15 protein-coding genes are annotated in these 18,023 nt (G+C 49.6%); 9 read left to right on the top strand and 6 right to left on the bottom strand.

The genetic code is table 11. The features are described 5' to 3' along the window. Window positions 1-96: 96 nt before the first annotated feature. The 4 genes from E6C74_RS05565 to deoD form a co-directional block, all read right to left on the bottom strand. Window positions 97-1,680, bottom strand: coding sequence for a GGDEF domain-containing protein (locus E6C74_RS05565; protein WP_136483709.1), 1,584 nt, complete (start codon window positions 1,678-1,680; stop codon window positions 97-99). After that, window positions 1,661-3,148: a hypothetical protein gene (locus E6C74_RS05570; protein ID WP_136483710.1), complete on the bottom strand. Its 1,488-nt coding sequence runs from the start codon at window positions 3,146-3,148 to the stop codon at window positions 1,661-1,663. Before E6C74_RS05570 ends, E6C74_RS05565 begins: the two co-directional genes overlap by 20 nt. 167 nt (window positions 3,149-3,315) lie before the next feature. Further along, entirely contained in the window at window positions 3,316-4,785 is a 1,470-nt protein-coding gene (locus E6C74_RS05575; RefSeq protein ID WP_136483711.1) for an IS1 family transposase, read from the bottom strand. Between the two features lie 69 nt (window positions 4,786-4,854). Continuing rightward, the gene (gene deoD, locus E6C74_RS05580) at window positions 4,855-5,565 is read right to left on the bottom strand and encodes a purine-nucleoside phosphorylase (protein ID WP_136483712.1); all 711 of its coding nucleotides are present in this window, start codon (window positions 5,563-5,565) and stop codon (window positions 4,855-4,857) included. Between the two features lie 437 nt (window positions 5,566-6,002). On the opposite strand from deoD, the gene E6C74_RS05585 reads away from it, so the two are divergent. The 4 genes from E6C74_RS05585 to E6C74_RS05600 are packed head-to-tail and all read left to right on the top strand — an operon-like array spanning window position 6,003 to window position 10,119. Then, window positions 6,003-6,956: a DUF523 and DUF1722 domain-containing protein gene (locus E6C74_RS05585; protein ID WP_136483713.1), complete on the top strand. Its 954-nt coding sequence runs from the start codon at window positions 6,003-6,005 to the stop codon at window positions 6,954-6,956. Continuing rightward, window positions 6,946-7,746 (top strand): MerR family transcriptional regulator, encoded by an 801-nt coding sequence (locus tag E6C74_RS05590; protein ID WP_136483714.1) that lies wholly within the window; start codon window positions 6,946-6,948, stop codon window positions 7,744-7,746. Before E6C74_RS05585 ends, E6C74_RS05590 begins: the two co-directional genes overlap by 11 nt. Before the next feature lie 23 nt (window positions 7,747-7,769). Beyond that, the gene (phrB, locus tag E6C74_RS05595) at window positions 7,770-9,197 is read left to right on the top strand and encodes a deoxyribodipyrimidine photo-lyase (protein WP_136483715.1); all 1,428 of its coding nucleotides are present in this window, start codon (window positions 7,770-7,772) and stop codon (window positions 9,195-9,197) included. Then, window positions 9,187-10,119, top strand: coding sequence for a L,D-transpeptidase family protein (locus E6C74_RS05600; RefSeq protein ID WP_136483716.1), 933 nt, complete (start codon window positions 9,187-9,189; stop codon window positions 10,117-10,119). Before phrB ends, E6C74_RS05600 begins: the two co-directional genes overlap by 11 nt. A gap of 155 nt (window positions 10,120-10,274) precedes the next feature. Here the strand turns inward: E6C74_RS05600 and E6C74_RS05605 are convergent, their stop codons facing one another. Then, window positions 10,275-10,544: an Lpp/OprI family alanine-zipper lipoprotein gene (locus tag E6C74_RS05605; protein WP_136483717.1), complete on the bottom strand. Its 270-nt coding sequence runs from the start codon at window positions 10,542-10,544 to the stop codon at window positions 10,275-10,277. 446 nt (window positions 10,545-10,990) lie between these two features. Between E6C74_RS05605 and E6C74_RS05610 the strand changes: the two genes are divergently transcribed. Beyond that, window positions 10,991-12,325: a DEAD/DEAH box helicase gene (locus E6C74_RS05610; RefSeq protein WP_136483718.1), complete on the top strand. Its 1,335-nt coding sequence runs from the start codon at window positions 10,991-10,993 to the stop codon at window positions 12,323-12,325. A 111-nt stretch (window positions 12,326-12,436) separates the two neighbouring features. On the opposite strand, the gene E6C74_RS05615 is transcribed toward E6C74_RS05610, so the two are convergent. After that, entirely contained in the window at window positions 12,437-14,077 is a 1,641-nt protein-coding gene (locus tag E6C74_RS05615; protein WP_136483719.1) for a methyl-accepting chemotaxis protein, read from the bottom strand. 404 nt (window positions 14,078-14,481) lie between these two features. Here E6C74_RS05615 and E6C74_RS05620 point away from each other — a divergent pair, with 404 nt between their 5' ends. The 4 genes from E6C74_RS05620 (at window position 14,482) to pstB (ending at window position 18,002) form a co-directional block, all read left to right on the top strand. After that, window positions 14,482-15,303, top strand: a complete 822-nt coding sequence (locus E6C74_RS05620) for a phosphate ABC transporter substrate-binding protein (protein ID WP_136483720.1) — start codon at window positions 14,482-14,484, stop codon at window positions 15,301-15,303. A gap of 97 nt (window positions 15,304-15,400) precedes the next feature. After that, the gene (gene pstC, locus E6C74_RS05625; protein WP_136483721.1) at window positions 15,401-16,333 is read left to right on the top strand and encodes a phosphate ABC transporter permease subunit PstC; all 933 of its coding nucleotides are present in this window, start codon (window positions 15,401-15,403) and stop codon (window positions 16,331-16,333) included. Between the two features lie 5 nt (window positions 16,334-16,338). Beyond that, window positions 16,339-17,202, top strand: coding sequence for a phosphate ABC transporter permease PstA (gene pstA / locus E6C74_RS05630; protein WP_136483722.1), 864 nt, complete (start codon window positions 16,339-16,341; stop codon window positions 17,200-17,202). A 50-nt stretch (window positions 17,203-17,252) separates the two neighbouring features. Beyond that, window positions 17,253-18,002, top strand: coding sequence for a phosphate ABC transporter ATP-binding protein PstB (pstB, locus tag E6C74_RS05635; protein WP_136483723.1), 750 nt, complete (start codon window positions 17,253-17,255; stop codon window positions 18,000-18,002). The last annotated feature ends 21 nt before the right edge of the window (window positions 18,003-18,023 follow it).

Consider the following 18,023-nt stretch of genomic DNA (forward strand, 5'->3'; position numbering starts at 1 on the left):
CAAATTGATTGCATAAAAGGACTTTGGGGAATAAGGGCGCCGGGTGCAATCAGTCCAGGCTAAGAGGTTGGCGAGCGTTGCGCTCGCCGGGAGGATTCAGTTCTCCGTACAGACCTGATTACGGCCGTTGGCTTTGGCGCGATACAGCGCTTTGTCGGCACGATAGAAAGTGCGTTGGGTGTTTTCACCCTCTCGATGCAGAGTGACGCCGATACTGACGGTCAGGCGGCGCTCACCAAGAATACTTTCCCAATCAAACTGGTTAATGCGTTCGCGAAACATTTCCGCATGGCCATGGGCTTGTTCGAGAGTCGCATTTTCGATAATCACCAGGAACTCTTCGCCACCAAAACGAACACATGACGCATTACGAAAACGGAAATAGCGCGCCAGTTCGGATGAGACACTGACAATAGCACTATCCCCGACCAGATGGCTGAGTTCATCATTAATCGATTTAAAATGGTCGATATCGACGACCAGAAAGGCGAATGGTGTTGCGTTGAGCAGCAGATCTTTGAGTTTGCTATCCAGCCAGCGCCGATTGTGCAGCTTGGTCATCGGATCGGTGTAGACGTCTTGCTGCAATTGCGCCACGGCATGTTTCTGATTCTCTGTGGTTTCTTTGAGCTCGCGGTTTTCCAGTTCAGATAAGATGAGTTTCAGTTGCAGTTCAAAGCGAGATAAGCGGCGCAGTTGCGGCGAGCCCAGTTCGCCGATCGGGATCTGTTTCATCAGATCGGATTCTATGCGAAAGCCTTTCTTCTCATAAGCCAGTGCCGTTTTAAACTGTCCCTGCTGCTCGCTGATTTGGCTGAATGCACGATAAAGGCGTTGTTCAAGCACCGAGGTGATCTTGGTTGGCAGGCGTTTTTCCGTTGCCTGCAGTACCAAAGTGGCGTACTGATACTTATCTAACTGCAGCAAGCAGTAGGCTTTTTCGATTCTCAGCATGACGGAAAGCCACAATGAATGCACCTGGCCGACCTGGTTCGCGACGCTGCCCAGAGTCGCTATCGCCAGTTCCAGTTTATTCTGCTGGCGATATAACGTAGCCCGATAAAGCAGGATTTGTCCGGCGAGATTTTTGTCGTTGACCAGAATACTCAGCTCTTCGCACTCTTTAATCAAATCGTTGGCGGCGGTGTAGCGATGCAGATGCAGATAGCAGCCCAACATATTCAGCTTGTACCTCAGCCGTAAAGAGCGGCTGGAGATGGCATGATCAATCCCGTCTATTTTCTGGTAGTAGCGCAGTGCCCGGGTATGATCGCCATAGTCATCGCATAAGCTACCCATGCCCAGCACGGCCAGCACGTAGTCGTCAATCAGGCTGTGTTCCACCGCCAGGCCCGACGCAGAAATATACTCTGTCAGTGCCGCGGAGTAGTCGCCAAGTTCAATCAAACGTTCACTGAGGCTGTTTTTCAGTGACAGGATAAGTTCATAGTCATGACTGGCTGCTAATAGTTTCAGTGCCGAACGCAACTCCTCGCTGCTTTGGGCTAACTGATTGAGTTCAGCGCGGCATTCTGCACTGAATATCAGACACAGGGCTTTTTCTTCCGGTGTGGTCGCAATATGCTGACGTACATGATTCCAGAAAATGATCGCACCTTCGCCCGTGACCGACGTGGCGTCCAGTCCCGCGTCCTGAATTTTATTGAGTAGGACTTCCATACGACTTTTCCTGTGTTTGTATCTGTTCTAACTGCTCTAGGGTAAATGGAAAACTGAGAATATCGTACAGCTGAATATCCGGCATCTCGTGATGCAGCCCTTTACGCTGCCAGGGATAGATGTCGATCATCTGTTGCAAGGTCTGATAGAGCTTCTCTGCGGCGCGGTCTTTTTCTTTTACCAGCAGTCCCAGCCGATGAGTGCTCAGTCTTGACAACAAGTCCTGTGAAGCACACAAGGTGTGTACCAGCTCGGTACAAATGTCGAGAAAGTAGGGATCCGGATGCAAAATGGTAATCACCGAGTGATTGGCATGGTTCAGCTCCGCTTTGAACTGAACTAATTGTTCCCACCAGTAGGTTTCTGACACCATATTGGACAGATGCTTTTCCGGGTCGTATTCGAACTGGGTGCGGATGCGGTTAATCAGCTTTCTGGCGCGCTGCTCAAGCTGATCTTTGGACATACGAGCTTTATCGAGCCCGATTTGTACCGTCTGCTCCCGTAGCATGCGGGTCGAGTGGAGACGATAATGACGAAATGCCCGCAAGGCGCTTTGGTAGTCACCGCGTTCTTCGGCGATTAAAGATTGTTGATAACAGATTTGTGCCAACAATTCCCGGTTATCGGCATCGTCGGCTGAGCGTTCGGCGGCATGCAGCAGCCGAGTCGCCTCGTCCAGATTATGGCGTAGCATCTCCAGTCGTGCACGGCTGATGTAGGAGTGAGCGGTCATCCAGACTAAATCGTGTTTGACCGCCAGATCATGCGCGCGTTGGGTGGCTTCATCGGCATCACTGAGCCTTTCCAGCCCGAGTAAAGCTAATGCTCTGAAATCCCACACTTCAGCCTGCCAGGTGCGGTCCTGATGACCTTGCAGTGCTTCTTCAGCACCATCAAGTACAGTTAGCATGTCGACAAACTGATTGAGCAGGTAGAGATCCCAGGCCCATAAAATGCGGGCTTTGCCTTCCAGCCAGTGAATGCGCGTGTTGTTGGCGACCTTGACGGCCAGCTCATGGGTTGAAGCGGCCAGTTTATGCTCGCCGGTCGTTCGCCAGACATTACCCAAACCGATCAGACACTCGATCATAATGCCATGTTCATCGACCAGTGCGGCCTGCTCAAGGGCATTGATCCAAAACTGTTGTGCAGTGTAGAACTTTGCTTGTCCCCAGAAATGTAAGGCGTGGATATGCAATATTTCGGGAACATAATCATCGGTGTCCAGGCTGTTCTGGTAACTGAGCGCCTGTTTGATGGTTTTCAGCCCCTGGCCGTGATTGTGCTCAAGCCAGTGGCAACGGGAGAGAATAATCAGTGCCTGGATAATACCATCGGAGTAATCGAGTTGTTTTGAACGCACCAGACACTGCTCAGCCACCAGCAGTGTCTGCTGGGGTTCTGATTCAAATTTATTGCGCAATTGGTCGAGTTCAAGATCGATTAGGTAGTGGTTTTTATCCAAACTGATGAGATCCTTGGCGTTGTGGTCAGCAGTTGGCCGAATTTCTCCGGGTAAAATGCCGACATGACTTCAAACGTATTAGTGCAACAATTTTAGTTATTTTACAATGAGTCACTGTATTTATTGACCATAGTTCACAAATTTACGTTTGGGAATTCGCCGAAAGTTTAGGACAAAAGTTCTTTTAATGTAAGGGGGTGTTGTGTTACGCCCAGGTTTTGAGCCGCGGTAAAGCCGTGTTTATCCTGATAACAGAGGTTATGCCAGGCACGGAAAATGTCCAGTAACGGCAGCAGCCCGCCCGGTCTGAGTTTGCGTCTTGGCTCGTTGATAAAGCCATCGAACAGCAGTTGGAAGCGCTGCTGATAAAATTCAATCTGGCGGATTGAGGCTTGCTCCAGCCAGTACGTTGGCTCTGGGTTATCGCCGGCCAGATAACAGATGCCTTTGCTGCCTGATTGCTGATGAGTGATTGCCCAGCGGTCACGCCACCATCCCATAAGTACGATGTCGACTTTTTCAAACGTGTGGCCGCTGATCCACTGGCTGTCTTCCTCCACATACATCAGATCCACACGGTTGGTTCTGATTCGTGGTAGACAAACGCTGAGTGCTGCCGAGCGCAGCAGAGGATCCTGCGGCATATAGAGAGTTATCCGCTTGTTCTCATTACACATATCCAACAAATGCAGATAGTGCGCGTAGGCAGTATACGGCGGGTGAATCAAAGCACCTTTGGATGGATACTGAAAACGGGTCAGATTGCCCATCGGATCTTCCACATTGGTGCGGGCTAGAATGGTTTGGTATTTCTGATCGATACGTTGACGCAGATGCGGAGAAGGCGGCTCACTCTCCAGACTGGCTTCAGCGGACTGCTGACGGGACACAAACCGGGCCGGAAAGGCATACGGGTCGTGATCCACCGGGCCTTGTGGCTCTTCATCGGCGGAGTAATTGACATGTTGGCACAAAATGTAGCCGCTACGAGCGTCACCGGTCGTTATCCACAGCGCGCCATTATTACTGTGCGGTTGCAGCGGCATAAAGCGTGACGCAAATTGATAGCTGTCGGTGTGATTAATCCAGCGTGCATCCATGACGGCCAGTTTGCGCCGGCAACGACTGGCGATGTGGTCGACATGGTCATAGAAGGTTTTAGGATTAATGTTTAATTTACGGCAGATTTCGCGCACTGAGTAGCCAGTAAACAGCAGGCCGAGCAGGGTTTCCTGCACCTGGAGTTTGTGATTGGCTCCCGACCATTTATCGACAAACGTCGACTGGCAGGTTTTGCAGCGGTAACGCTGACGATCACCACTGTAACCAAAAGCGTGATACAAGTGCTTATGGGTATGAACCGACAGGCCGAAATTAGCGCACTCAGACTGGCGACACGCGGGCAGGCCGTCACTGTGCAACTGGCGCAGACGGTGCAGCTCGTTGAGTACTTCGCGATTGTTAAGTAAGGGGGGGAAGGCGCCACATTCACGACAAACCATGGTAGGACGCTTGGGGTTTGCGCGTTGCAGAATATAACGTTCAGCATCACTTAATCCAAAGTTGTCACACGCCAATGTTTTACAAAAGTTAAGTTGCAGACCATCCGCATCCACCGGTAATTGGTCGTAAGACACGATCGCCCCCTCGGAGTTTGTCAGCCGCCACTGTTAATTACAGTGGCGGTGAGATAAGTTGAATTTACCTTAGATGTTGATCGCCGTTTCCAGTGCGACCTGCATCATGTCATGGAAAGATTTCTGACGATCCTCTGCGCTGAGTTTTTCACCGCGCAGGATATGATCGGATACAGTCAGAATAGTCAGTGCACGTGCGCCCAGTTCGGCGGCCACACCGTAGATGCCGGCCGCTTCCATATCTACACCCAGGATGCCCAGTTTCTTCATCTTTTCAAAGATTTCAGGTTCCGGGGTATAGAACAGGTCGGCGGAAAAGACGTTCCCTACTTTAATCGCAACATTCTGAGCTCGCGCCTGATTAACCGCCGTTTCCAGTAAGTCGTAGTCGGCGATTGCGGCAAAATCATGACCGCTGAAACGAATGCGGTTTACTTTGGAATCGGTCGACGCGCCCATGCCAATGACCACATCCATCAGTTTGACATCATCACGCACCGCGCCACAGCTACCAATACGAATGATGTTTTTCACGCCGAATTCTGCGATCAGTTCATGCACGTAAATGCTGCAGGACGGAATGCCCATACCATGTCCCATTACCGACACTTTCTTACCTTTGTAAGTGCCTGTGTAACCAAACATATTACGTACATCGCAGACCTTCTTTACGTCATCGAGATAGGTTTGCGCGATGAATTCTGCACGCAGGGGATCACCTGGCATCAGCACGGTTTCTGCAAAATCACCGGTTTCGGCATTAATGTGTGGGGTGGCCATTGTTGTTCTCCAAAGTTGGACAGTCTTTCGTCAACTGAGATTAATTCACTGACATGAAGGTGTGGTTACCGATCGTGAAAGTGTAATTACCTATATTGTTGACTCATGAATGATTTGTTGTGGCAATACTAATCAGTAATAGCAAGGATCCTTGCGATGTTGGTCACAAAATGGTGTTGGTAATCGAGAATGAATTACTTTGATAACTATTTATGTTGAAAGTGCTAACGTAATCGATTTGCTGCCTATCGATTGGCTCTATATCGAAGGATTCAACCGCGATATTTGCAAACTGGCAACCCGCGCTGTCTGGATGGAAACGGGGATGATGCAAACACATCAGACCGAATTTTTGTACAAGAAATTTGTTTGTATAACCTTTAGCAGTTATGCTATATCTTATACAAAGTTTTTAATTGTACAATTTGGAGGCCAGTATGGAATCGCAAGGTATTCGAGTCGGAATCAGCTCCTGTGTGCTGGGGGAGCGGGTGCGTTTTGACTCTGGGCATAAAAAGAGCCGGTTTGTGACCGACGAGCTTGCTCCGTACTTTGAGTTTGTTGCGGTTTGTCCGGAGGTAGGCATGGGATTACCTGTTCCCCGCCCGACTATCCGGCTGATTTCGGATCAAGAGCGTATCGCTCTGGTTGAGACCAAAGACCCGAGTCGTGATCACACGGCTGGCCTGCTGGCCTATTCTGAGCAGAAAATTGCTGAGCTGCAGCACGAGCAGCTACGGGGATACATTGTCTGCGCCAAGTCGCCTACCTGCGGGATGGAGAAAGTTAAAGTGTATAAAGAGCATGGCGCGGAAAAAGAGGGCGTCGGACTTTACACTCAGAAATTGAAAGAGGCGATGCCTTGGCTGCCGATTGAAGAAGATGGCCGGCTCAATGATCCTGTATTGCGCGAAAACTTTATTACCCGGGTGTTCTGCCTGCATGATTTCTATCAGAGCATGGGTGATAAGCCGAGCGCAGGCAAAGTGGTCGACTTCCACTCTCGCTATAAATTGTCGCTTATGGCTCATCATCCGCTCTCTTACCGGGCGTTGGGCAGGCTGGTGGCCAATGTCAGTCATCATGATCCGCAAGAGTTTGTGCGTGAATACCGCTTGGGCCTTATGCAGGCGCTGTCACATCGTGCCAGCCGCAAAAACCATACGAATGTACTGATGCATCTGCAAGGCTACTTCAAGCGCTCTCTGAATGCCGAGCAGAAATCAGAACTGGCGGGTCTGATCCATGATTATCGTCTCGGCACCTTGCCGCTGCTGGCACCCCTGACGCTGATTAAACACTATTTATCCATGTATCCGGATGCGTACCTGAGTAAACAGCGTTATCTGGATCCTCATCCTCAGGAGTTGAAATTACGTTATGGCTTATGAAGAGAAGTTGTACGCGATTCGCGAAGTCTCAGAAATTACCGGGGTTAAACCGGTCACGCTCAGAGCTTGGCAACGTCGTTACAACCTGGTGCAACCCCAGCGCACGGAGAAAGGACACCGTTTGTACACCGACCTGGATATTCAGACGATACGTCAAATTCAAAACTGGCTGCTTAAAGGTGTCTCAATCGGAAAGGTCAGCCAGTTGTTGCAGGGAGCGCTGCTTGAACCGGGTGAGCTGACAGCGGCTCAAACGGAACTGGAAGAGTGTGAAGCCCTGTTGAGTGCACTGGCGCAGCTCAATCGTGGTAAGGCTGAAAGTGTGATTTCGACCGTGATGAAAGAGTATCCGCTTGATATCGTCGAGCGTCAGTTCTTGTTGCCGGTGATTGACGCGGTCGACAAGGTAAAAGGTCCGCTGCGCTCGCTGCAAAAAGGTCTTTTGCAATCGATTATGCTGACCAAATTGTCGGGCATCATGGAATCGGAAAATAAAGCAGCGCATAAAGGGCGCTGCCTGGTGGTGAGTTTCGACCCTGTGGGCAGTGTGCTGGCGTGGCTTTGGGCGCTGACCTGGGCCGAACAAGGCTATAACGTCACCTTCCTGGATGGTGTTGAGGACATGACGGGGCTGCAGGAGCATGAGTTCCTGGCGCAATATAGCGCTGTGGCGCTGTTCTCTCATCGCAGTCTGGCTGAGAACCAGGTTCAGACGCTGCATCAACTGGTCAGCCGGTTTGGCGAGCAGTTATTTCTGTCAGATGTGTTACAAACCCTGACTCAACAGTAAGCCTGTTTTGAAGAGGAACCGATATGAAGCTGGTGTGGTTACGTCGCGATTTACGCTCGGTAGATAACGGCGCGCTTAATCAAGCGATCAGCAGTGGTGAAGCGGTATGTGCACTGTTTGTTGCGACGCCTGCCCAGTGGCAGCAACATGATTTGGCGCCGATTCAGGCCGATCTCATTTACCGCCGCTTGTTCGCGTTGCAGCGCGAGTTGCAGGCGCTGAACATTCCGCTGCTGTATAAAGAAGTCGATGACTTTAACCAGGCTGCTGAGTGTGTTGCCGACATAGCGCAGCAACTCGATGCGGGCCAGGTGCTGGTGAATCGAGATTATGAGCTCAATGAACAGCAGCGTGATGCTCTGGCTGCTGAATTGCTGACGGCGAAAGGAATTGACTGGCACTCGGAACACGATAAATGCGTTCTGGCGCCCGGCAGCGTGCTCAATAAGCAGGGGGCTTATTTCAAAGTGTTCACGCCGTTTAAGCGTGCCTGGCTAACACGTTTCTCTCCGCCTAGAATTGAGTCACCGGTTAAAGCCGCGTGTTGGGAGCTGGATGCCTATCTTAGCGCGTTGGTATGGGATGACACGCAGCCTTTTTCTCACCCGCGAGTGGACAGCAGCGACTGGCCGGTTGAATTTGATGATTTGCGTCAACGCCTGCGCGCGTTTTGTCAGGAGCAGGTGACGGATTACAAGCAATTGAGGGATTTTCCTGCTCGCGCGGCCACCAGTACGCTTTCCCCTTATCTGGCGATCGGCGCCCTGTCGGCTCGTCAGTGTATTGCTCGTCTGTATGCAGAATCTGATATGGGCGCGTTGTCGGAAGGGGCGCAGACCTGGCTCAGTGAACTGATTTGGCGTGAGTTTTACCAGCACTTATTGGTGTTTGAACCACGTCTGTCGAAGAGCAAAGATTTTCTCGATTGGGGCGCCCGCCTGGAATGGTGGCAGGATGAGGAGAAATTCCGCCGTTGGTGTGAAGGCAAAACCGGCTATCCGATTGTTGATGCTGCGATGCGTCAGCTCAACCAGACTGGTTGGATGCATAATCGGCTGCGCATGATTGTCGCCAGTTTTCTGACCAAAGATCTACACATCGACTGGCGCTGGGGTGAGCGCTACTTTATGCAACAGCTTATTGATGGTGATTATGCAGCCAATAATGGTGGCTGGCAGTGGTGTGCTTCTACCGGTTGCGATGGACAGCCCTACTTTCGTATCTTCAACCCTGTGACCCAGAGTGAAAAGTTTGATCCGCAAGGACGCTTTATTCGCCAGTGGGTCGAAGAGCTCAATCAGGTGCCGGAAAAGTATATTCACGCGCCATGGCTCTGGTCCGGTGTTAACTCTCTGTTATATCCGCAGCCAATAGTTGATCACAAAGCGGAAAGAGAAGTAACCTTACGCATATATAAAGAAGCGAAGGATAATAGCGATCATGTTACGTAAGTTATTGCTGTGGGGAGCATTGACCACCAGTTTTGCAACCAGTGCGTGGGCTGCGACTTACGATTTGCCCCATGAAGGCAGCAGCATGGTCGGCCATACTCAATACCATGTGATTGAGAAAGGGGAGACACTGGCCAATATTGCCAAGCACTATGATGTGGGTTTCCTGGCTCTGATGGCCGCCAACAAAGGGGTTGACCCGTTTTTGCCGCAGGAAGGCTATGTCCTGACCATTCCCTCCCAGGTGATTTTACCGGATGTTCCTTACGAAGGCATTGTGGTTAATCTGGCCGAATTGCGTTTGTACTATTTCGAGCCTGACTCAGGCAAAGTCCATATTTTCCCGGTCGGTATTGGCCGGATCGGGCGTGACACGCCAGAAATGCAAACTGTGATCAGTCAGAAACGTCCGGCTCCGACCTGGACGCCAACTGAAAATATTCGCCAGGAATACCGTAAGAAAGGGATCGAACTGCCCGCAGTCGTGCCGGCCGGCCCGGATAACCCATTGGGTGAATACGCCTTGCGTCTTGGTTATGGGCATGGTGAATATCTGATCCATGGTACTAACAAAGATTTTGGCATTGGATTGCGCGTCAGCTCAGGCTGTATTCGTATGGAGCCGAAAGACATTGAATGGTTATTCCAGCAGGTTGATCGCGGCGAAAAAGTACGTGTCATCGACGAGCCGGTCAAAGTGGCACTGGAACCGGATCGCAGCGTGTTTGTCGAAGCGCATGAACCACTGACCCGCAGCGACGGCAGTAAGAAATCTCTGGCGATGCCAATGGAGCTGAAATGGTGGATGGATGAATTCAATAAATCTGACACAAAAGCGCGCGCAGTGATTCTGGCTCAAAACGGGGTACCGGTTGAAGTGGTCGCACCGGACCTGAAGACGGAAACTGCCGAGGTCAACTGAGCACTGTTTTTCTGCCGTTGAACACGTTTATCATTTGTCGCCGTGTTGCCGCTGGCCATTTAGTCAGATGTTTTGTCACAGTCAACAAGTTAGCGCTGAATGCAGACATAAAAAAAGAGCCTCATCAGAGGCTCTTTTTTCAATTCTACAAAGGCTTACTTGGTGTAAGACTGTGCGATATTGTCAATGCGCTCGTTTGCACGTGCAGCTTCTTCCTGAGCTGACATCGCAGCATCAGAAGTTGCATTCAGCTTAGACATCATTTGAGATTGGCTGTTTTGCAGAGAAGATACTTGATTGCTCAGATCGCTTACTTGGTTGCTAAGTTGATCCAGTTTAGAAGAGGTTGCTTCGTCTGGACCTGATGCACAGCCAGCCAGTACTAGTACAGATGACGCTGCAGCTGCGATTAACATTTTGTTCATGCTGAACTCCTTGTTTACATTTATCAAAAACGCCCTATACATTTTTGCCCATATAGTGACGAATTAAAGTGTAGACACTATTTTAGCCTTCGACTACCGGGAAAAAGTCAAAATAATCCAAATTTTTACCAATTAATCAAATAATTGACCTTCATCTCAAGCTGAGTCTTGCTTTGCTTCATTATCTAAAGGCCGATTTTGGGCTAAATTAAGTATAGATGGGAATCACACAAGCCTTAACGTATAAGGCTTTGAGAGCTTTATCCTTGTTTTGATGAAGGTTTATGGGGGCTCTAATGAAGGCAGGAGAGGCTTAACCGTAATGAAAACCAGATTATTTTGTGTGATCTCTATCTATTGATGTTCTATTCGCGTTATCATACCGCGTTTTTAATTTTGACCCCTGCCTTGCGGCGCAAGGCTTGATAACGATATTGGAGAATCCTTTGCAGTTCAAAGACTTAGGTTTAGATAATCGCTTACTGAAAACACTGGCACATTATGATTTCAAGCAGGCGACCCAAATCCAACAGCAGGCTATTCCTGTTGCTATAGCCGGAAAAGATCTTCTGGCTTCATCCAAAACGGGTTCGGGTAAAACGCTAGCCTTTTTGTTGCCGATGCTGCATAAAGCATTAAAAACCAAGGCATTGTCTGCTCGCGATCCGCGTGGTTTGATTCTGGTACCTACCCGTGAACTTGCCAAGCAAGTGTACAGTGAACTGCGTTCAGTGCTGTCGGGACTGAGCTATACCGCGACCCTTATTACCGGTGGTGAAAACTTCAATGACCAGGTTAAGGCACTGCGCCGTGGCCCGAAATTCATCGTAGCGACTCCCGGACGTCTCGCTGACCACCTTGAGCATCGTTCACTGTTTCTGGAAGGTCTGGACACCCTGATCCTCGATGAAGCGGACCGCATGCTGGATCTGGGGTTTGCTCCTCAGTTGCGTCATATCCACAACGTGGCAAAGCACCGTCGCCGCCAGACCCTGATGTTCTCTGCGACGTTGGATCATGCTCAGGTGAATGACATTGCGTATGAAATGCTGAATGAGCCGAAGCGCATTGCCATTGGTGGTGCCAACGAACAGCACAAAGATATTACCCAACGTTTTTATCTGTGTGATCATCTTGATCACAAAGAGGCGTTACTGGAACGTGTGCTCAGTGATGCCGATTATCGTCAGGTCATTATTTTTACTGCGACCCGTAACGATACCGAGCGCCTGACGGCCAAGTTGAATGAGCAAAAACTCAAAGCGGTGGCACTGAGCGGTAACCTGAATCAGACGCAGCGCAATACCATCATGAGTCAGTTTGAGCGTGCGGTATTTAAGATTCTGGTGACCACCGATGTTGCTTCGCGCGGTCTGGATATCGCGAACGTCACCCACGTGATTAACTTTGATATGCCTAAACATACGGAAGAGTATGTACACAGGGTTGGTCGTACCGGTCGTGCCGGCAATAAAGGCGATGCAGTTTCTCTGGTCGGGCCGAAAGACTGGGACAGCTTTAAGCGGGTTGAGGCCTTTTTGCAACAGGATCTTCAGTTTGATGTGCTGGAAGGCCTGCAAGGTAAGTTTAAAGGGTTGAAACCGCGTCAGGCACAGAATGACAAGGTTACGGCACGCAACGCGAAAGCGAAACCTCAGGCGAAGAAAGTCGCGAAGAAACCGGTCAAACGCGATAAAGGTTTCTATGATCATGTGGCAGTCGGTGATTCGGTCTTTATTCCGAAAAAGAAAGTTGCCCCTAAGGTTGATGACGGCGAGTAATGACTGTTCAGTCAAGCCGGTTGGTTTAACAATTAGTCAGTGTTATCGGTAAATAATCAGGCCGCCCTTTGCAGGGGCGGCCTGATTATTTTTGAGTGAAAGCGGGTATTTCTATACCTTAAAATAATCCAACTGCTGTTTCTGCTGTTCGGCCAGGGCGGATAGTTCCTGGCTGGCGGTGGCTGATTGGGTAATGCCGGTGACATTCTGGCTCACCAGGTCATAAATATTGCCCAGGTTACGGTTAATATCTGAGGTAACCTGATTTTGCTCTTCAGACGCTGATGCAACCTGGGTATTGAGCGCACTCAGTTCTGCGATTGCCTGGTTAATCGCTTGCAGTGCACCGCTGACCTGTGCTGACAGAGATTGGTTCTCTTCCAGCATTTTCAGGCTGGAGTTCATGCTGTCGTTGGCGATACCGGATTGATCCTGCAGGTCTTCAATAATGGCCTGGATTTCTTTCGTCGAATCCTGGGTTCGAGCTGCCAGCATACGCACTTCGTCGGCAACCACGGCAAAGCCGCGTCCGCTTTCGCCGGCACGCGCAGCCTCGATGGCTGCATTCAGCGCCAGTAGGTTAGTCTGTTCAGATATGCCCTGAATCACTTCAATCACTTTGCCGATTTTTTCGGACTGCTCTTTCAGGTTGTTCACCACGTTGGCTGCATCACCCAGTTTGTCAGCCATCAGCGCGTTAGCACGGTTGCTCTGTTCAAACATGGCCATACTGCTTTGTGCCTGCTGGTTGGCACTCTTAGCGGCCTGATCGGCCTGAGTCGCATTATCGGTCACGGTGCTGGCGGCAATCTCCATCTGGTTTACCGCTGAAGCAACTTGCTCGACTTCCTGTTTTTCCTGATCGGAGTTCACGCTGGACTGCGTCATTACCGCAGCCAGTTCCGTTGCCGAAGAGGCCACGTCATCACTGATGCGTACCAGTGCGCCGACCGTGCTGCGCAACTGAGTCACGGTACTGTTGATATCGCGTGCCAGCAGCGTCACTTCGTTATCACCGTCTTCGTCTGCGTTTACTAACAGGTTGCCTTGTGCAACTTCACGCACCACACTCTGCAGCTTTTGAATCGGGGTGACGATAACGCCGGCCAGATACCATGCGAACGCCGCGGCAAACAGCAGAACAAAAATCAGGCCGGTTATCGACATGTTCATCACACTGTGATTGTGTTCCTCGCTCAGATGGACTTTTTCGAGCGCTAAACGATTAAGCTCTTTTGACAGGGCATCAATGGCTTTGATCATGACAGCACCTTGATCACGATACACATCCATCGCCCGCGTATATTCGGCGTCAAATGCGGCTGAAGACTGCTGGCGATGTTTGACGTTAAGCAGGGGAATCATGGTTTTAATTGAGTAATCCACATACTCCTGCATCGCGTTTTTCAGCTGTTGCACTTCTTCGTTCAGTTCAGGAATAGTGCCAATCGACTGCAGGTGAGCCAGGTTGTCACTCTGACGCTGTTTTAATACGGATGACAGGACTTTGACTTCTTCCGGCTTGAATAAGCTATAGATAGCACTGATGCGCATTGCATATGTATTGTCTATGATTTTAGTCACTTCGTCTTTGTGATTGATCAGCGCTTCGGTTGATTGGGTCATGTCACGAAACGCATCTTTAAGGGTGGATGTGCTGTATATAATGCCGGAGATGAGTAACAGCATTGTCATAAATACCGGTACCACCACCTGCAGTTTAATCGACAAACCGCTGAGTAGCTGGCGCATTGAAATTCCTCTTCTGAAATATGAGATAAAAATGAATTAACACTTAACTAGGATGTTATTTTGATTATTAAAATAATTCGCTGATGATATCGGCTAACTACAAGATATCAATAGGGATTTAATAGAAAAGTCATCTGACTTATTCCTTTTGGTCTTAGTTTCAACAGCGGAATGTTGTTGATTTTGTCACAAGATCAATAAAAGCGGGCTGCATCAGAATTCACTTATTAAGTGATTGGTTTTGCTAACGAAGTTAACTGTGGTGCTGAATTACCTTGGTTGCCGGTATGACACTCTGTCATGCACTGTTCAATTTATTGAAACATAATTGTCATATTCGCGGCCTAAAGTGACACTCGTTCAAGTGACACACAACGGCAATAAAGCCACTAAAGGAAATTGTGATGAAAAAGACAGTAATCGGTGCAATCGCTCTGCTAGGTGCTCTGGCAGTAAATCCAGTTTCAGCAAAAGAGACCATCTCTGCAGTTGGCTCGAGCAGCGTAACACCACTGATGGAAGTTTTCTCTGAAACATACATGAAAAAGAATTCAGACGTGTTTATTGAAGTACAAGGCCCGGGTTCTTCAGCGGGTATTAAAGCTGCGAAGAACGGCAGCGCAGATATCGGCATGTCTTCTCGTAACCTGAAAGATTCTGAAAAAGAATCAAACCTGGTTGAAGAAGTCATTGCTCGCGATGGTATCGCGGTTGTGGTTAACCCAAGCAACAAAGTGAAAGGCCTGACCGCTGAACAAGTTTCAGCTATTTATAAAGGTGAAGTCTCTAACTGGAAAGAAGTGGGTGGCGAAGACAAACCAATCGTTGCTATCACTCGTGACACAGCATCAGGTACTCGCGGCGCATTTGAAGAAATCATGGAACTGAAAATGAAAGTTTCTGGTAAAACTGTGTCTGCGATTTCTCAGCGAGCTCAGGTTGCAAACGGTAACGGTGGCCTGAAAACTATGGTTGCTTCTAACCCATACGCAATCGGCTACATCTCTCTGGGTACGGTTGACAACTCAGTACACGCTCTGGCAATCGACGGTGTGAATGCCAGTGTTGACAATGTGAAGAGCGGTTCTTACAAAGTAGCTCGTCCATTCCTGGTTCTGTACAAGAAAGGCCAGCCTTCAGCAGAGACTCAGAAATTCCTGGATTGGATGCTGACTGATGAAGCACAGGAAATCGTAGGTTCTCACCACTACATCTCTGTGAAGTAAGATATTCCGTTACAACCAATCAGTAGTTTGCTCAGCCCGCTTGCTTAGGGCTGAGCGTTTTCAATCCACATCGACTCGCTCGACAAGTGAGATGAATATGACCATCGCGACAAATAGTGATCAGCTTATGAACAGTGAATCGACACAGCTATCCAAACGCACTTTGCGTGAGAAAAAGCGTATCGACTGGAGAGAGCGCATTTTCCACGGTTTGTTCTTAACCAGTGCCGTCATCGGTATCGTCTCTCTGGCGATTATTGCTTATTTTATCATCCGGGAAAGTATTCCCGCATTTCAGGAAGCCGGTGTATCCGGTATCGTTCTGGGCCAAAACTGGCTGCCACCGGCACTGTACGGCGTGGCGACCATGATTGTCGCCTCCGTTGTCTCTACCTTTGGTGCCGTGATTGTCGGGGTGCCAATTGGTGTCCTGACCGCTATTTTTATCGCTGAGATTGCTCCTAAACGTGTCGCGGACATCATTCGCCCGGCGGTAGAGCTGCTGGCAGGTATTCCTTCGGTGGTTTACGGCTTCTTTGGTCTGGTTATCATTGTTCCTCTGATTCAGAACATCTTCCAGGTCCCTGCCGGTAACACCATTCTGGCCGGTATTATTGTGCTGGGTGTGATGATCCTGCCAACCGTGATTACCGTTTCTGAAACATCCATTCGTGCCGTGCCGAAAACTTATAAAGAAGGTTCTCTGGCGCTGGGCGCATCGAATATCTACACCATTTTTAAGTTGCTTGTGCCTGCTGCTCGTTCAGGGATTATGACCGGCGTGATTCTGGGCATTGGTCGTGCTCTGGGTGAAACCATGGCGATCATCATGGTGATGGGGAATGCGCCGGCGATGCCGCAGGGCATCCTTGATTCTGCGCGTACCCTGACCGCGAACATTGCGATCGAAATGTCATACGCGAGCGGTGTTCACGCCAATGCGCTGTATGCCACCGGCGTGGTATTGCTGGTGTTTATCATGATGCTCAATGCGGCATTGCTGTACCTGAACCGCGAGAAAGCGAGGTAATCCCCATGGATCGTGTAAAACTGAAACAAGCGCGTGAATTTAAAGATAACGTACTGCGCAGCTTGATCTGGATTGCGGCGGCACTGACCGTTGGTTTTCTGTTCTGGATCATCTGGTACATTCTGTCTAACGGCCTGCAGCACGTGGACTGGAATTTCATCAGCGACAATTACACTCGTACCGGGGAAGAGCATGGTATCTTCCCGATGATCGTCTCAACCATTTATATGGTAGTGGCCTCTATCGCTGTGGCCGCTCCGCTCGGTATTATGACGGCTATTTACCTGACCGAATATGCCAAAGTCGGCAGTCGCCTGGTTAAGGTGATTCGTTTCTGTACTGAATCTCTGGCCGGTATCCCATCGATTATTTTCGGTCTGTTTGGTATGACTTTCTTCGTTGCGATTCTGGGGCTGGGCTTTTCAATTCTGTCGGGCGCGCTGACGCTGAGTATTCTGATTCTGCCCGTCATTATCCGTACCACAGAAGAAGCGTTGATGTCTGTACCGCAAACCTATCGTGAAGGCTCCTACGGCCTTGGTGCTTCTAAAATCTATACTATCTGGCGTTTGATTTTGCCAAGCGCAATGCCAGGTATTCTGACTTCAGTCATTCTGAGTATCGGTCGGGTGATCGGTGAATCGGCTCCGGTCTTTCTGACCGCAGGCATGGTGGCACGTATTCCGGATTCATTAATGGATTCCGGGCGTACCCTGACGGTTCACCTTTACAAGCTGACTACCGAGCTGTTCACTGTTGAAGAGTGGAACCAGGCTTACGGTACAGCAACGGTCCTGATTGTCGTCGTGTTGCTCATCAACATGATTACCAAATTGATCGCCAAGCGATTCAATACGGCGACTTACTAATCCGTAATTTACTCGTGTACTACGACTGACAGAATTGAAGAGATAACACAATGAACAAATTCAACATTGAAAACCTGAACCTGTTTTACGGTGAAAACCAGGCACTGAAATCGATCAACCTGCCAATCCCGACTCGTCAGGTAACGGCGCTGATCGGCCCGTCCGGCTGTGGTAAATCGACGCTACTGCGTTGTCTTAACCGCATGAATGACCTGATTGAAGGGGTTAAAATTACCGGTAAGCTGACCATGGACGGCGACGACGTGTATGGCAATATCGATGTCGCGGATTTACGCATTCGCGTTGGTATGGTGTTCCAAAAGCCAAACCCATTCCCGATGAGCATTTATGAAAACGTTGCTTACGGCCTGCGTGCGCAGGGTATCAAAGATAAAAAACACATTGATGAAGTGGTTGAAAGCTCGCTACGCGGTGCGGCGCTGTGGGATGAAGTAAAAGATCGTCTTAAGTCGCATGCGTTTGGTCTGTCTGGTGGGCAGCAGCAACGTTTGTGTATTGCTCGTACTATCGCGATGCAGCCTGACGTGATCCTGATGGATGAACCGACGTCCGCGCTGGACCCGATTGCGACCCACAAAATTGAAGAGCTGATGGAAGAGCTGAAGAAGAACTACACCATCGTCATTGTGACGCACTCCATGCAGCAGGCTCGTCGTATTTCCGATCGCACGGCCTTCTTCCTGATGGGAGAGCTGGTGGAACACGATGAAACTCAGAATATCTTTAATGAGCCGAGAGACGATCGCACTCGCGGCTATGTGAATGGGGACTTTGGCTAAGCCCCCTCGCTATTGAACGGA

Origin of the sequence: Vibrio sp. H11 (genome assembly GCF_004804295.1) — a bacterium.
GTDB classification, from domain to species: Bacteria; Pseudomonadota; Gammaproteobacteria; order Enterobacterales; family Vibrionaceae; genus Vibrio; species Vibrio ostreae.

What these genes read in the sequence shown, in the direction of transcription:
- E6C74_RS05615 (WP_136483719.1), bottom strand. Translation starts at nt 14,077, where the DNA reads ATGCGCCAGCTACTCAGCGGTTTGTCGATTAAACTGCAGGTGGTGGTA.
- E6C74_RS05605 (WP_136483717.1), bottom strand. Translation starts at nt 10,544, where the DNA reads ATGAACAAAATGTTAATCGCAGCTGCAGCGTCATCTGTACTAGTACTG.
- E6C74_RS05585 (WP_136483713.1), top strand. Translation starts at nt 6,003, where the DNA reads ATGGAATCGCAAGGTATTCGAGTCGGAATCAGCTCCTGTGTGCTGGGG.
- E6C74_RS05565 (WP_136483709.1), bottom strand. Translation starts at nt 1,680, where the DNA reads ATGGAAGTCCTACTCAATAAAATTCAGGACGCGGGACTGGACGCCACG.
- E6C74_RS05600 (WP_136483716.1), top strand. Translation starts at nt 9,187, where the DNA reads ATGTTACGTAAGTTATTGCTGTGGGGAGCATTGACCACCAGTTTTGCA.
- E6C74_RS05590 (WP_136483714.1), top strand. Translation starts at nt 6,946, where the DNA reads ATGGCTTATGAAGAGAAGTTGTACGCGATTCGCGAAGTCTCAGAAATT.
- deoD (WP_136483712.1), bottom strand. Translation starts at nt 5,565, where the DNA reads ATGGCCACCCCACACATTAATGCCGAAACCGGTGATTTTGCAGAAACC.
- phrB (WP_136483715.1), top strand. Translation starts at nt 7,770, where the DNA reads ATGAAGCTGGTGTGGTTACGTCGCGATTTACGCTCGGTAGATAACGGC.
- pstA (WP_136483722.1), top strand. Translation starts at nt 16,339, where the DNA reads ATGGATCGTGTAAAACTGAAACAAGCGCGTGAATTTAAAGATAACGTA.
- E6C74_RS05620 (WP_136483720.1), top strand. Translation starts at nt 14,482, where the DNA reads ATGAAAAAGACAGTAATCGGTGCAATCGCTCTGCTAGGTGCTCTGGCA.
- pstB (WP_136483723.1), top strand. Translation starts at nt 17,253, where the DNA reads ATGAACAAATTCAACATTGAAAACCTGAACCTGTTTTACGGTGAAAAC.
- pstC (WP_136483721.1), top strand. Translation starts at nt 15,401, where the DNA reads ATGACCATCGCGACAAATAGTGATCAGCTTATGAACAGTGAATCGACA.